This is a genomic window from Streptomyces sp. NBC_01264 (assembly GCF_026340675.1).
Taxonomy (GTDB): Bacteria; Actinomycetota; Actinomycetes; order Streptomycetales; family Streptomycetaceae; genus Streptomyces.
This window is the reverse complement of record NZ_JAPEOX010000001.1, coordinates 5,565,014-5,579,080: the sequence shown is the minus strand read 5'-3', so window position 1 is coordinate 5,579,080 and position 14,067 is coordinate 5,565,014. Positions and strand designations below refer to the sequence as shown.

Below are 14,067 nucleotides of genomic sequence, written 5' to 3'. Positions count from 1 at the left end.
ACGTGCCAGGATGCCGTCTGCCATGACTGCAACCATTCCCACCACCGCGCTGCACTCCCCCGTCATCGCGTGGTTCGAAGCACACGCCCGCGACCTGCCCTGGCGCCGCCCCGAGGCCGGCCCCTGGGGGGTGATGGTCAGCGAGTTCATGCTCCAGCAGACCCCCGTCAACCGGGTCCTGCCGGTCTACGAGCAGTGGCTCGCCCGCTGGCCCCGGCCCGCCGACCTCGCCGCCGACGCCCCCGGGGAGGCCGTACGCGCCTGGGGCCGTCTCGGCTACCCGCGCCGGGCCCTGCGCCTGCACGGCGCGGCCGTCGCCATAACGGAGCGGCACGGGGGCGACGTACCGCGCGAGCACGCGCAGTTGCTGGCCCTGCCCGGGATCGGCGAGTACACGGCGGCCGCCGTGGCCTCCTTCGCGTACGGGCAGCGGCACGCGGTCCTCGACACCAACGTGCGCCGGGTCTTCGCGCGCACGGCGACCGGGGTCGAGTACCCGCCGAACGCCACGACCGCCGCCGAGCGGCGCCTGGCGCGGGCCCTGCTGCCCGAGGACGAGGACACCGCGGCCCGCTGGGCGGCGGCCTCCATGGAGCTCGGGGCACTGGTGTGCACGGCCAAGAGCCCGGACTGCGGGAGCTGTCCGGTGGCCGGGCTGTGCGCGTGGCGGCTGGCGGGCAAGCCCCCGCACGAGGGACCCCCGCGGCGCGGGCAGACGTACGCCGGGACCGACCGGCAGGTGCGCGGCAAGCTCCTCGCGGTGCTGCGCGAGGCGGTCGGCGCCGTGCCGCAGTCCCTCCTCGACACCGTCTGGGAGGAGCCCGTGCAGCGGGCCCGCGCGCTCGACGGGCTGGTCTCGGACGGGCTCGTGGAGCCGCTGCCCGGCCTCATGTACCGGCTGCCGGCGGCTCCCGCGAAGGCGACGGAGAACACCGCCGGGAACACCGTGCCCCCCACCACCTGAGGCTGATTCAGGGATTCCGCTTGCCCGGAGAAACCGCAGCTCACGGGCTCTGTTACATAACCTATGGGTGTCCGTGCGCCCACCGAAGGCTGACCCGCACAGGCCCGTGACAACGCCTCCGTACCGTCGAATCCGTAAGGCAGCGGGATCAGCGGTTGGTCGGAACGGAGGCGGTCTGAGATGGCGCACGGCGAGGTACTCGAATTCGAAGAGTACGTACGCACCCGGCAGGACGCGCTGCTGCGCAGTGCCCGTCGCCTGGTTCCGGACCCGACCGACGCTCAGGACCTCCTGCAGACCGCACTGGTGCGCACCTACGGCCGCTGGGACGGCATCACCGACAAGTCCCTCGCCGACGCCTACCTGCGCCGTGTCATGATCAACACCCGTACCGAATGGTGGCGGGCCCGCAAGCTCGAAGAGGTTCCCACCGAGCAGCTACCCGACGCCTCCGTCGAGGACGGTTCGGACCAGCGCGCCGACCGCGCCCTGCTCATGGACATCCTCAAGGTGCTCGCGCCCAAGCAGCGCAGTGTGGTGGTACTGCGACACTGGGAGCAGATGAGCACCGAGGAGACGGCCGCGGCGCTCGGCATGTCGGCGGGAACCGTGAAGAGCACTCTGCACCGCGCACTGGCCCGCCTCCGGCAGGAACTGGAGAGCCGGGACCTGGACCTGCGCGCGCTGGAGCGCGGTGACCACACCATCCGGTACGAGGGGCGTGAGCGGTGCGCGGCCTGATTGGCCCAAGACTGAGCGGCAAGAGCTCGGTGGTACTGATGTCGACGGGGACGGTCGTCCTCGTCGGCACCGTGCTGTTCGCGGTCGGCTGCTCGACGGGGGGAACGGGGCTGCGGGACGGCGGCCCGGCCCGTACCGAGTCGGTGGCCAAGACCGGCGCCCCCTCCTCGGCGCCCGCCGACCACGACGCGGGCACCGCCACCGCCCTCGTCCCCCAGGCCTCCGGGAAACCGGCCGCCAAGGTCGACCCGATCGCCCTGATCAAGGCGGACCCCAAGATCAGCGCCGAGACCAAGCGGGACCTGAAGCCCTGCTCGGGCAAGGAGTACCCGGTGGACGTCAGCTACGGGAAGGTCACCGGCGGCCCGGAGGTCGACATCGTGGTCAACGTCCTGTCCTGCGCCGACGCGCTGGGCCGCGGTTCCTTCGTGTACCGGGCGGAGGGGGCCTCGTACGAGAATGTGTTCTCGGACGAGCAGCCGCCCGTCTACGCCGAGATCGACCGGGGCGACCTGGTCGTCACCAAGCCGGTCTACGGGAAGAGCGACGCGCTCTCCTACCCCTCGGGCGAGGACCTGATCACCTACCGCTGGAACGGCGAGCGGTTCACCGAGCAGGACCGGGTGCACACCGACTACAGCAACGTGGTCGACGGCGGGACGCTTCCCGCCCCGGCCGTCAGCCCGAAGAACTGAGCAACGAGTACCGAGGCGAGGCGAGGCTCCCGATGGCCGAGACCCATGTGCTGTTCGTGGAGGACGACGACGTCATCCGTGAGGCCACGACCCTGGCGCTGGAACGCGACGGGTTCGTGGTCACGGCCATGCCCGACGGACTGTCCGGCCTGGAGTCCTTCCGCGCGGACCGGCCCGACATCGCCCTGCTCGACGTGATGGTGCCCGGGATGGACGGGGTGAGCCTGTGCCGCCGCATCCGCGACGAGTCCACCGTTCCCGTCATCATGCTGTCGGCGCGCGCCGACAGCATCGACGTGGTCCTGGGCCTGGAGGCCGGCGCCGACGACTACGTCACCAAGCCCTTCGACGGCTCCGTCCTCGTCGCCCGCATCCGCGCGGTCCTGCGCCGCTTCGGCCACGCCGGCGGCCCGCAGGGCGGCGCCTCCGAGGAGGACGCCTCCGGCGAGCGCGGGGTGCTGCTCTTCGGCGACCTCGAGGTCGACACGGAGGGCATGGAGGTGCGCAAGGCGGGTGCCTCGGTGGCGCTGACCCCCACCGAGATGCGGCTGCTGCTGGAGTTCTCCGGCTCCCCCGGCACCGTGCTCTCGCGCGACCGGCTGCTGGAGCGGGTCTGGGACTACGACTGGGGCGGCGACACCCGCGTCGTGGACGTCCACGTCCAGCGGCTGCGCACCAAGATCGGACAGGACCGGATCGAGACCGTTCGGGGATTCGGATACAAGCTCAAGGCCTGATGCCTTGGGAGGAACGAGCACGGGGGACGAGCGCGGGAATGAAATCTGAATGAAGCGGTTCACCCTGCGGACCGGGATCCGCTGGAAGATCACGCTCGCCATCGCGTCCGTGGGCGCGCTGACCGCCATCGCACTGAGCCTGGTGGTGCACAGCGCTGCCCGCGTCTCGATGCTGGAGAGCGCGCGCGAAGTGCAGCTCGACCGGGTGCAGTTCATCTCCCGCAACGCCGAGGCCGGCCGCAAGCCGCCCATGGGCGCCAAGCTCAACGACCCGGACCTGCCCGGGGAGCTGCGCGAGAAGGCCCGGTCCGGGCGGCGCGGCACCTACATCCAGGACAACCCGCGCGGACTCCCGGAGGTGTGGGCGGCCGTACCGCTCGGCAACGGGCAGGTGCTGTCGCTCCACACCCAGTTCCGGGAGAGCGCCAACATGGTGCGCGACCTGGACCGGGCCCTGGTCATCGGCTCCCTGGCCGTGGTGGTCGGCGGGTCGGCGCTCGGCGTGCTGATCGGCGGCCAGATCTCGCGCCGGCTGCGCAAGGCCGCGGCGGCGGCGCAGCGCGTGGCGCACGGGGATCCCGAGGTACGGGTGCGGGACGCGGTCGGGGGCGTCGTACGCGACGAGACCGACGACCTCGCGCGGGCGGTCGACGCGATGGCGGACGCGCTCCAGCAGCGGCTGGAGGCGGAGCGGCGGGTCACCGCCGACATCGCGCACGAACTGCGCACCCCGGTGACGGGCCTGCTCACGGCGGCCGAACTGCTGCCGCCGGGCCGGCCGACCGAGCTCGTACGGGACCGCGCGCAGGCGCTGCGTGCGCTGGTCGAGGACGTCCTGGAGGTGGCCCGGCTGGACAGCGCGTCCGAGCGGGCGGAGCTCCAGGAGGTGGCGCTGGGCGAGTTCGTCAGCCGCCGGGTCACCTCCCTGATGCCGGAGGCGAGCGTACGCATCGTCGCGGACGAGATCGTCAGCACCGATCCGCGCCGCCTGGAGCGGATCCTCGGGAACCTCCTCGCGAACGCCGCGCGGTACGGGCGGGCGCCGATCCAGGTCGATGTCGAAGGCCGGGTGGTACGGGTCCGGGACCACGGACCGGGCTTCCCCGAGGCCCTGCTCCGGGAGGGGCCGAGCCGGTTCCGGACCGGGTCCACGGACCGGGCCGGGGTCGGGCACGGGCTGGGGCTGACCATCGCGGAGGGACAGGCGCGGGTGCTGGGCGCCCGGCTGACGTTCCGCAACGTGGCCGGCCCGGGCGGCTTCGCCCACGGCGGCGCGGCCGCGGGGGCGGTGGCGGTGCTGTGGCTGCCGGAACACGCGCCGACGGCGACGGGAAGCTTCCCGATCCTGCGCCGGGAGGACTGAGCGGGGACCGGCGGCGGGGCGGGCGGCGGGAGCGGTGCCGGGGCGGGCGCCGGAAGCCATGCCGGGGCGGGTGCCTGGATCGCGGCGGGACAAGGGCCCGGAGCTCGATCGGTGTCGTATCGCGACCATCGGCTGTTCGCTTGCGGACGCCGATGTTTTAGCATCCGAACCATGACTGACGGTACGGATCGCCCGCACAGCCCCCAGCCCGAGCCCACCCCGGAGGGCGGCGGCTACGGGTTCCCGCCGGGAATACCCGCGCCGGGCGGCTACGGGTTCCCGCCCGGCGATCCCGACCGGACCGCGTCAGGCGACGGCCACGGCTCCGGCTCCGCCTACCCGCAGGGCGGCGGCTACGGCTATCCGCAAAGCGGTGGCTACGGCTACCCGCCGAGCCCGCCCGTGTCCGGCGCCTTCGGCCCCCCGCTGCCGTTCGACGAGCAGCCCGGCCCGGCCGTACCCGGCCCGAACCTGCCGCCCGTCGCCTTCGGCGATCAGCCCGACTGGGAGGCGATGGCCGACCGGTCGGCCTCCGAGCGGCGCAAGAAGCGGCTGTGGATGGTGGGCGGGGCGGTGACCGTACTGCTGCTGCTCGCCGGAGGCGGAGCGTTCGTACTGCTGCGGGACGGCAAGCCCGGCGCGAAGGACGTGGCCGACAACGCCCCCTCCGCGTCCCCGTCCGTTCCCGTCTCCGGGTCGCCGGACCCCGAGGGCTCCCCGTCGAAGAGCTACTCCCCCACCGTGTCGAGCGACGTCTCCCTGCTCAGGGACAGCGTCGGCAAGACCAGCATCCGCATGGGCCCCGAGGCCACGGTGCCGAAGGTGAACACGCGCTACGAGCTCACCCTCAAGGGCAACCCGAACTCGTACGCCCAGGCCACCGAGCCGGGCGTGGACACGACCAAGAACTTCACCCTCGCGGCCCGCGTCAACAACGCCTCCACGGCGAAGGGCACGCACGTCGTGATGAGCCAGGGCACCGGCGAGTCGTTCTCCATCGAGCTCGGTGCGGACGAGGTGGACGGCAAGCAGGCCTGGGTGTTCCGCGTGCGGACCACTGAGAAGGGCGCCACGCCCACGGTGGTGACGGTCTCCTCCACGGGGAAGAAGACGGTCAAGACGTGGGCGGTGCTGGTGGCCGTGTACGACGCGGAGAAGAAGATGATCCACCTGTACGTGGACGGCAAGCAGGCCGGAGAGGCCGCGGTGCCGGGGATCTGGCAGAACTCCGGCCCTCTGCAGCTCGGCCGGGCCCGCCACCAGGACGCGTGGGCGGGCGCGTTCAAGGGGGCGATGAACCAGATCCGGATCTACGAATCGGCCTTCACCCCCGAGCAGGCCGCCGCCCACCGCAAGGGCGACCTGGACCCCGCGGGCCGCGCCACCGCGACCCACGCCTGGGTCACCGGCTGACCGACTGACCGGCTGACCGGACGGCGGCCGATCGGAGGCCGCTGGTCGGACGCCGATCAGACGCTGACGCCGACCGTCCGCAGGAAGGACACCGGGTTCACGGCCGAGCCGTAGTTCGGGGTGGTCCGGATCTCGAAGTGCAGGTGCGGGCCGCTGGAGTTGCCGGTGTTGCCCGAGAGGGCGATCTGCTCGCCCTTGGTGACCTTCTCGCCGATCTTGACCTGGATCTTCGAGAGGTGCGCGTACTGGGAGTACGTGTTGTTCGCGTGCTTGATCACGATGGCGTTGCCGTAGGCCGGGCCGTCGCCGCCGCCGTTGGGGCCGGCCTTGACCACGGTGCCCGCGAACACGGCGTCCACCGGGGTGCCGACCGCGACGGCGAAGTCCTGGCCGGAGTGCTTGTGCGACCACATGGTGCCGCCCTTGCCGAAGGTCGCGGAGAGCGTGTACTTCGACACCGGCTTCTCCCACACCGCGGCCTGCGCCTTGAGGGCCGCGGTCTGGGCGGCGGCCTGCTCGGCGACCAGCTGGACCGTACCGGTCAGCTCGGCCTGGGGCACCTCGTCGGCGAAGGCGGCGGTCGTCCCGGCACCGAGGGCCAGGGCCGCGCCGAGGGCGGTGGCGCCGATGGCGATACGGGTACGACGGGTGCTGACGCGCTTCGCGGACATGAAGGAGACCTCCGGGCCGGGGACGGGGACGGTGCTGCGGGGTGCTGCGGGTTCTGCCGGTGCTGCGGGTTCTGCCGGTGCTGCGGGTCCTGCCGGTGCTGCGGGTGCTTCGGGCAAGAAAGGACCCGGCACGCTGAGCGGGCGCCGGGCTTGTTTGCTCATCCTTGGTAACCCGGGCACCCCCGCTTCCCCAAACCTCCCCGTTACTACCCGGGGTCGTAGGTGCGGAGGGGGCTGTCAGCCCTGTTGACCGCCCCACTACTGGCCCGACGGTGGGGCAAATTGGACATGGATCTCTACGAATGCTCCTAGTAGGTCCGATTTGCCCTGTGCGGCTTGTCACCGGCGCGGGACCTCCGGCGGCTCCCCACCGGGGCCAAAGCCCTGCGACCGGCGTCACACCGGAGCTACGCTCCGGCTCGTGGACGCATCCGTGGTGGGGATCCGGCTGGCCTCGGGGGTAGTGGCGCCCCTCGTCAAGAAGCTCTTCCGCGGGGAGGGCGCGGGCGCCGGCCTCGTGGACCGGCCCGTGCGGATCTCCTCGTACGTCTCCCTGCGCGAGCAGCGCGTGCTGTCCCGGTACGACCTGGGCCGGCTGGCCGACAAGCTCGTCGCGGAGGCCTTACGGGCCCCCGGCGAGCAGCCGCTGCCAGCGGGCGAGGAGGCGGGCGTCGCGGCCGCGCTGGCCGCCACCCTGTACTCCCTCGGGGCCCTGGCCCTGGAGGACGCCCAGGCGGTGGAGATGGGCGCGACGGCCTTCGCCGCCGCACTGCGCAGGGCGGCGCCGGCCACGGGCCTGGGCCGGGACGCCGAGCTCTTCCACGACCGGCTGCTGGAAACCACCTGCCTGCACATCCTGCACTTCTTCACGACCCGCTCCACTTACATCCCGGCGGCCCTGGTCGAGCAGGCCCGCCGCCAGGCCGAGCTGATCGCCAAGATCGACGTCCTGCTCGCCCGGATCCCCCGCCAGGACGCCCGGGACACGGAGTTCGAGCGCAAGTACCTGGCCTATCTGGCCACCCGGCACAACACCCTGACGATCTTCGGCCTCGACCTGGCGCCCGGCTCCGCGCGCTGGCCGCTGGACCTGGCCTACGTGAGCCTGGAGGCGACCCCCCGTCCCCGCCGCGCCGGCGGCGGAGACAGTGGCCCGATCCCGGCCGCCCCGATCCCGGCGCAGGACCCCTCCCACGGCCCCGCACCCGTCAGGACCGAGGACGTACTGGCCTCCGAGACGCGGGTCCTGCTCCGCGGCGAGGCCGGCTCCGGCAAGACCACCCTGATCCAGTGGCTGGCCGTCTCCACCGCCCGGAACGAGCCCGAGGGCGGCTCCGTCCCCTTCGTGCTGCCCCTACGGAGCCTGAGCCGCTACGCGGAGCGGCTGCCCGCCCCCGAGGACTTCCTGGTCGCCACCGGGCTCAAGGGCCGCTCCCCCGAGGGCTGGGAGAGCCGCGTCATGGACGCGGGGCGGGGCCTGATCCTGGTGGACGGCATCGACGAGATCCCGGAGGGGGAGCGGGAGCGCGCCCGCGACTGGCTCACCGATCTGCTCACCGCCTACCCCGGCAACCGCTGGCTGGTCACCTCCCGCCCCTCGGCGGTCCGGCAGGACTGGCTGGCCACCGAGCAGTTCGCCGAGCTGACCCTCGCCCCCATGAACCGGGCCGACGTGGCCGGGTTCGTCACCCGCTGGCACCGGGCGGCCGAGGCCGGCGCGGAGCTGCGCGACCAGCTGCTGGCCTCCCTGTCCACCAAACCGGAGCTGGCCCGGCTCGCCACCAACCCGCTGCTGTGCGGGCTGATCTGCGCCCTGCACCGCGAACGGCACGGCTTCCTGCCCTCGGGGCGCAAGGAGCTCTACACGGCCGCCCTGTCGATGCTGCTCCACCGCCGCGACCGCGAGCGGGACCTGCGCCTGCCGGAACTCGCCGAGGAGCCACAGCTCCAGCTCCTCCAGCGGCTCGCCTACTGGCTGATCCGCAACGGCCGCACGCAGATCTCCTGGAAGCGGGCCGAGGACCTGATCGCCGCCGCGCTGCCCGCCGTACCGGCCGCCCAGGTGCTCGGCGACGCCCCGGCCGTCCTACGCCACTTCCTGGAGCGGACCGGACTCCTGCGGGCGCCCACGGAAGACACCCTGGAGTTCGTCCACCGCACCTTCCAGGACTTCCTCGGGGCCCGGGCCGGACTGGACGAGGGCGGACTCGGCGAGCTGACCCGGCACGCGGACGACGACCAGTGGGAGGACGTCATCCGCATGGCGGTCGCCCAGGGCCGCCCCCACGACCGTGCGGCGATCATCGGCGACCTGCTGGTCCGCGACTCCGACCGGTCTGTCCTGCTGGCCCTCGCGTCACTGGAGTACGCGGCCGAGCTGGACCCCGGGCTGCGCCAGGACGTCCACAAGGCCGCCCTGCGGCTCATCCCCCCGAAGAACGAGGAGGCGGCGCGCGCGCTCGGGCGGATCGGGCCGCTGGTCCTGGAGCTGCTGCCGTCCGACGGGAAGACGGTCCGCGTCTCCCACCTCTCGGTGATCGCGGCGGTGGAGACCGGGGCCGAGGCGGCCGTCGGCTACCTCGCCGGCTACTGCCACCACCCGAGCGAACGGATCCGCGCGACGCTGACCCAGGTCTGGGAACGGTTCGACCTCGAGCACTACGCGGCCGAGGTGCTCGCGCGCATGGTCCCGCCCCCCGGCGACCTCTCCATCACCCGGGACGCCCAGCTCGCGGCGCTGACGGGCTTGGCCGGCCCGCCCGGCCTGCACGTCCACCAGAGGGTGAGCCGTGACGCCCTGACCCGCTTCCTGGCCCGCCAGCCGGTGGCGGGACTCGGCCTGCTGCACTTCGCCGGCGGGACCGACGCCGAGTTCCTGCGCGGCCAGACCTCGCTGCGGTGGCTCGACTTCCGCGGATGGCCCGAACTGCGGGACCTGAGCGCGCTGCACGGACTGCCCCTGGAGGAGGTGATCCTCGAACTGGGCAACGACGTCCCCCTCGGCCCGGCCCTCGCGGCCTGGCCCCGACTGCGCACCTTCACCCTGCTCCCGGGGCACGGGCCGTGGTCCTTCGCCGACTTCTCCCCCGAGGCCCGCCTCGAGGTGGTCGACGTGGACGACGCCGCACCGGACCTGGCCGGCCTGGGACGGCACACGAGCCTGCGCAGCCTGTGGCTCGGTGACACGTGGCGTCCGCGCGGCGAGGCCGCGTGGGCGGAGCTCTCGGCGCTGGAGAACCTGGAGGAGATCGCCGTGCACACCGCGGCGCTGGCCGGCCTCGCCTCGTACGCGCACCTGCCCTCGCTGCGGACCATCATGATCCACGAGGACCAGGCGTCGAACTCGGCCCTGCGGTCCCAGGTGGCCCACAGCTTCCCGCAGGCGGCGCTGAAGCCGGTGACGGAGGCCTTCGACGCCTACGAGGCCTGACCGGCCGCCGGGCACGGCAAAGGGGCGGCCCCGGGAACCTCTCGGTCCCGGGGCCGCCCCTTCGTACCGCTGTGAGCGGCTAGCGCTTACGCACCCTTGGTGAGGTCCGGGCCGGAGCCCGACGCCTCGATGGGGGGAAGGTCCGAGATCGGAGTCTTCTCCTCACCGCGGAAGGTGAACTTGGCTTCGTCGCCCTCACCCTCCTTGCCGACGACCACGATGTGACCGGGGCGCAGCTCGCCGAAGAGGATCTTCTCCGACAGGATGTCCTCGATCTCGCGCTGGATCGTACGGCGCAGCGGGCGGGCACCCATGATCGGGTCGTAGCCCTTCTTGGCCAGCAGTGCCTTCGCTTCCGTGCTGAGCTCGATGCCCATGTCACGGTCCTTCAGGCGGTCATCGACCTTGGCGATCATCAGGTCGACGATCTGGACGATGTCTTCCTCGGTGAGCTGGTGGAAGACGACCGTGTCGTCGACGCGGTTGAGGAACTCGGGCCGGAAGTGCTGCTTGAGCTCTTCGTTGACCTTCGCCTTCATCCGGTCATACCCGGTCTTGGTGTCTCCCTGGGCCGCGAAGCCGAGGTTGAAGCCCTTCGAGATGTCCCGGGTACCCAGGTTGGTCGTCATGATGATGACCGTGTTCTTGAAGTCCACGACCCGGCCCTGGGAGTCGGTCAGGCGACCGTCCTCCAGGATCTGGAGAAGGGAATTGAAGATATCCGGGTGGGCCTTCTCGACCTCGTCGAAGAGGACGACGGAGAACGGCTTCCGGCGGACCTTCTCGGTCAGCTGGCCGCCCTCTTCGTAGCCCACGTAGCCGGGGGGCGAACCGAAGAGACGGGAAACCGTGTGCTTCTCGCTGAACTCCGACATGTCGAGGGAGATCAGCGCGTCCTCGTCGCCGAAGAGGAATTCGGCGAGCGTCTTGGAGAGCTCGGTCTTACCGACACCGGACGGGCCGGCGAAGATGAACGAGCCACCGGGGCGCTTCGGGTCCTTCAGACCCGCACGGGTGCGGCGGATCGCCTGGGAGAGCGCCTTGATGGCGTCCTTCTGGCCGATGACGCGACGGTGGAGCTCGTCCTCCATGCGCAGGAGTCGCGAGGACTCCTCCTCGGTCAGCTTGAACACCGGAATGCCGGTCGCGGTCGCGAGGACTTCGGCGATGAGCTCGCCGTCGACCTCGGCGACGACGTCCATGTCGCCGGCCTTCCATTCCTTCTCGCGCTTGGCCTTCGCCGCCAGCAGCTGCTTCTCCGAATCACGGAGGGAAGCCGCCTTCTCGAAGTCCTGGGAGTCGATGGCCGACTCCTTGTCGCGACGCACGTTCGCGATCTTCTCGTCGAACTCGCGGAGGTCCGGCGGCGCGGTCATCCGGCGGATGCGCATCCGGGAGCCGGCCTCGTCGATCAGGTCGATCGCCTTGTCCGGGAGGAAGCGGTCCGAGATGTACCGGTCGGCCAGGGTGGCCGCCTGCACGAGGGCCTCGTCCGTGATGGAGACGCGGTGGTGGGCCTCGTAGCGGTCGCGCAGGCCCTTGAGGATCTCGATGGTGTGCTGGAGGGAAGGCTCCGCCACCTGGATCGGCTGGAAGCGGCGCTCGAGAGCGGCGTCCTTCTCAAGGTGCTTGCGGTACTCGTCCAGCGTCGTGGCACCGATGGTCTGGAGCTCACCACGGGCCAGCATGGGCTTCAGGATGCTGGCGGCGTCGATCGCGCCCTCGGCGGCGCCCGCACCCACGAGGGTGTGGAGCTCGTCGATGAACAGGATGATGTCGCCGCGGGTGCGGATCTCCTTGAGCACCTTCTTGAGGCGCTCTTCGAAGTCACCGCGGTAGCGGGAACCGGCGACCAGGGCACCCAGGTCAAGCGTGTAGAGGTGCTTGTCCTTGAGGGTCTCGGGGACCTCACCCTTGACGATCGCCTGGGCCAGGCCCTCGACGACGGCGGTCTTGCCGACGCCGGGCTCGCCGATGAGGACCGGGTTGTTCTTGGTCCGGCGGGAGAGCACCTGCATGACCCGCTCGATCTCCTTCTCGCGCCCGATGACCGGGTCGAGCTTGGATTCGCGAGCTGCCTGCGTGAGGTTGCGGCCGAACTGGTCCAGGACGAGCGAGGTCGAGGGCGTGCCCTCGGCCGGGCCGCCGGCCGTGGCCGACTCCTTGCCTCCGCCGGAGTAGCCGGAGAGCAGCTGGATGACCTGCTGCCGGACTCGGTTGAGATCGGCGCCCAGCTTCACCAGGACCTGGGCGGCGACGCCCTCGCCCTCGCGAATGAGGCCGAGCAGGATGTGCTCGGTGCCGATGTAGTTGTGGCCGAGCTGGAGGGCCTCTCGGAGCGAAAGCTCCAGGACCTTCTTCGCCCGCGGGGTGAAGGGGATGTGCCCGGAAGGGGCCTGCTGCCCCTGTCCGATGATCTCCTCAACCTGCTGGCGAACAGCCTCGAGCGAAATCCCGAGGCTCTCCAGGGCCTTAGCGGCGACACCCTCACCCTCGTGGATCAAGCCCAGGAGGATGTGCTCGGTGCCGATGTAGTTGTGGTTGAGCATCCGGGCTTCTTCCTGAGCCAGGACGACAACCCGCCGCGCGCGGTCGGTGAACCTCTCGAACATCGTTTATCGCTCCTCAGAGCGGTCGGGCAGTTCGGGGTCGGTCCCCGCCCTGTCCTTCCGCATGCTAGTCCCGCGGGGCGGGACAGCTCATTCCAACTGCCGACATCCGTCCGCGGCTCACCCTCACGTCCGTGGGAAAACCCGGCTGTAAGTGCCGACAACTGCTCCAACCCGATGGTGCGAGACGATGTTCCCGCAGGCCAGGCAGATACCCGTCACACGTGTACGCCGATGGCGAACGGAAGCCGGTCTCGGACCCTGCAAATCAGCGTGTCGCCCCGATCCACTAGGAATGTCTTACCCGTAAGAGCGGTCGGTTCACGCTGGTGGACGACTCTTCCCTCCGCTACGGGCGAACACGATCCTGTCCCGAATGTGAGACTCCGGCCCACCGGACGTTTACGTTCCGCATTGATGCGAGTGCGCTGGGTCACACCGGGCGTCCCCTCCCGCGTAACTCCGGAGCGTTTCCGCAGTTGCTCCGGGCATGGCCCTCACCGCGCCGCCCGTCACCGAAGCACTGGCGTACTGGTACGAACGCGTGCTCGGCTGGCCCGTGGCCGGCGGTCCGCCCGCTCAGCTCGTGACCGGGGTGCGGTTCGACGTACTGGAGCTGCCGGCCGAAGCCGGCGCCGCGGTACTGCGCGGCCCCTGCCGCGACGCTGCGGGGCCCGTGGCGCTCATGGGCCGCAGGATGCGGTTCCTGGTGGCCCCGGGGAGCGCCGACGAGCTGGAGGGGCTGCTCGACTGGCTGGAGTGGGGCGGGGTGGCCCTGGATCTCGCCGCCCTGGGTACGGGTGGCCGGATCACCGCTCCGACGCCTCCGGGACACCTGGTGGGGCCCGGGGAAAGCCCTCGGGGGGCCGCCGTGTGGCTGCGGCCCCCCGAGCAGGGGTGTGAGGCACTGCTGCCCGCCCTGCCCGCTGCGGGGCAGGGCTCCGGGCCCGGCCGTGGCGGGGACGCCACCGGGCCCGGTCTCGTACGCCTGGTCGCGGCGGCGGCGACCCAATGCCACCGGGCGCGACTGCGTACGGCCTCCGCGCATCGCACCGGGACCGCGCCGACCGGAGGTCAGCGGTTCTCGTAGGCCTCGCGGATCTCCTGCGGAACGCGGCCGCGATCGTTGACGCTCATGCCCTGGGCCTTGGCCCACGCGCGGATCTCCGCCGTGTCCGGGTTGCCGGACGTCGCAGCGGCGCGGCCGCCCTTGGCACGGCCCGTCGCGGCACGGCCACCGATGCGGCGACCGCCCTTGGTGAACGGGTCGAGGAGACCGCGGAGCTTTTCAGCGTTGGCGGTGGTGAGGTCGATCTCGTAGGTCTTGCCATCCAGAGCGAACGTCACCGTCTCGTCCGCCTCGCCGCCGTCGAGGTCGTCGACAAGAAGGACCTGAACCTTCTGTGCCACCGGGATTTCCTTTCATCGAAAAGCAGTACGCGGA

Annotated in this window: 11 protein-coding genes; 8 read left to right on the top strand and 3 right to left on the bottom strand. The window is 71.5% G+C overall.

The window, feature by feature from the left end; translation table 11 throughout:
- Positions 1-22 precede the first annotated feature (22 nt).
- The 6 genes from OG435_RS26120 (at position 23) to OG435_RS26095 (ending at position 5,913) form a co-directional block, all read left to right on the top strand.
- Complete coding sequence (locus tag OG435_RS26120; RefSeq protein WP_266880295.1) at positions 23-964, top strand: A/G-specific adenine glycosylase; 942 nt, start codon at positions 23-25, stop codon at positions 962-964.
- A gap of 180 nt (positions 965-1,144) precedes the next feature.
- On the top strand, positions 1,145-1,705 hold the full coding sequence (locus tag OG435_RS26115; protein ID WP_266880293.1) for a SigE family RNA polymerase sigma factor: 561 nt from the start codon (positions 1,145-1,147) through the stop codon (positions 1,703-1,705).
- Positions 1,706-1,743: 38 nt separating this feature from the next.
- On the top strand, positions 1,744-2,400 hold the full coding sequence (locus OG435_RS26110) for a hypothetical protein (RefSeq protein WP_266880291.1): 657 nt from the start codon (positions 1,744-1,746) through the stop codon (positions 2,398-2,400).
- 32 nt (positions 2,401-2,432) lie between these two features.
- A complete protein-coding gene (cseB, locus tag OG435_RS26105; RefSeq protein WP_266880289.1) occupies positions 2,433-3,137 on the top strand; it encodes a two-component system response regulator CseB in 705 nt (234 codons plus the stop codon).
- A 49-nt stretch (positions 3,138-3,186) separates the two neighbouring features.
- A complete protein-coding gene (gene cseC / locus OG435_RS26100) occupies positions 3,187-4,500 on the top strand; it encodes a two-component system sensor histidine kinase CseC (protein ID WP_266880287.1) in 1,314 nt (437 codons plus the stop codon).
- A gap of 171 nt (positions 4,501-4,671) precedes the next feature.
- Entirely contained in the window at positions 4,672-5,913 is a 1,242-nt protein-coding gene (locus tag OG435_RS26095) for a LamG-like jellyroll fold domain-containing protein (protein WP_266880285.1), read from the top strand.
- Positions 5,914-5,969: 56 nt separating this feature from the next.
- Here OG435_RS26095 and OG435_RS26090 read toward each other — a convergent pair whose 3' ends face one another.
- Positions 5,970-6,584: a M23 family metallopeptidase gene (locus OG435_RS26090; RefSeq protein ID WP_266880283.1), complete on the bottom strand. Its 615-nt coding sequence runs from the start codon at positions 6,582-6,584 to the stop codon at positions 5,970-5,972.
- A 421-nt stretch (positions 6,585-7,005) separates the two neighbouring features.
- Between OG435_RS26090 and OG435_RS26085 the strand changes: the two genes are divergently transcribed.
- Entirely contained in the window at positions 7,006-10,014 is a 3,009-nt protein-coding gene (locus OG435_RS26085) for an NACHT domain-containing protein (protein WP_266880281.1), read from the top strand.
- Positions 10,015-10,100: 86 nt separating this feature from the next.
- Here the strand turns inward: OG435_RS26085 and OG435_RS26080 are convergent, their stop codons facing one another.
- Entirely contained in the window at positions 10,101-12,626 is a 2,526-nt protein-coding gene (locus OG435_RS26080; protein ID WP_250752819.1) for an ATP-dependent Clp protease ATP-binding subunit, read from the bottom strand.
- Between the two features lie 487 nt (positions 12,627-13,113).
- Here OG435_RS26080 and OG435_RS26075 point away from each other — a divergent pair, with 487 nt between their 5' ends.
- A complete protein-coding gene (locus OG435_RS26075; protein ID WP_266880277.1) occupies positions 13,114-13,713 on the top strand; it encodes an SCO3374 family protein in 600 nt (199 codons plus the stop codon).
- Here the strand turns inward: OG435_RS26075 and OG435_RS26070 are convergent.
- Positions 13,698-14,033 (bottom strand): histone-like nucleoid-structuring protein Lsr2, encoded by a 336-nt coding sequence (locus OG435_RS26070; protein ID WP_266880276.1) that lies wholly within the window; start codon positions 14,031-14,033, stop codon positions 13,698-13,700. The two genes, OG435_RS26075 and OG435_RS26070, sit on opposite strands and share 16 nt — an antisense overlap.
- Positions 14,034-14,067 lie beyond the last annotated feature (34 nt).

Excerpts from the sequence above, each read along its gene's own strand:
- OG435_RS26120 (WP_266880295.1), top strand. The coding sequence starts at position 23 with ATGACTGCAACCATTCCCACCACCGCGCTGCACTCCCCCGTCATCGCG.
- OG435_RS26115 (WP_266880293.1), top strand. The coding sequence starts at position 1,145 with ATGGCGCACGGCGAGGTACTCGAATTCGAAGAGTACGTACGCACCCGG.
- OG435_RS26110 (WP_266880291.1), top strand. The coding sequence starts at position 1,744 with ATGTCGACGGGGACGGTCGTCCTCGTCGGCACCGTGCTGTTCGCGGTC.
- cseB (WP_266880289.1), top strand. The coding sequence starts at position 2,433 with ATGGCCGAGACCCATGTGCTGTTCGTGGAGGACGACGACGTCATCCGT.
- cseC (WP_266880287.1), top strand. The coding sequence starts at position 3,187 with ATGAAGCGGTTCACCCTGCGGACCGGGATCCGCTGGAAGATCACGCTC.
- OG435_RS26095 (WP_266880285.1), top strand. The coding sequence starts at position 4,672 with ATGACTGACGGTACGGATCGCCCGCACAGCCCCCAGCCCGAGCCCACC.
- OG435_RS26090 (WP_266880283.1), bottom strand. The coding sequence starts at position 6,584 with ATGTCCGCGAAGCGCGTCAGCACCCGTCGTACCCGTATCGCCATCGGC.
- OG435_RS26080 (WP_250752819.1), bottom strand. The coding sequence starts at position 12,626 with ATGTTCGAGAGGTTCACCGACCGCGCGCGGCGGGTTGTCGTCCTGGCT.
- OG435_RS26075 (WP_266880277.1), top strand. The coding sequence starts at position 13,114 with ATGGCCCTCACCGCGCCGCCCGTCACCGAAGCACTGGCGTACTGGTAC.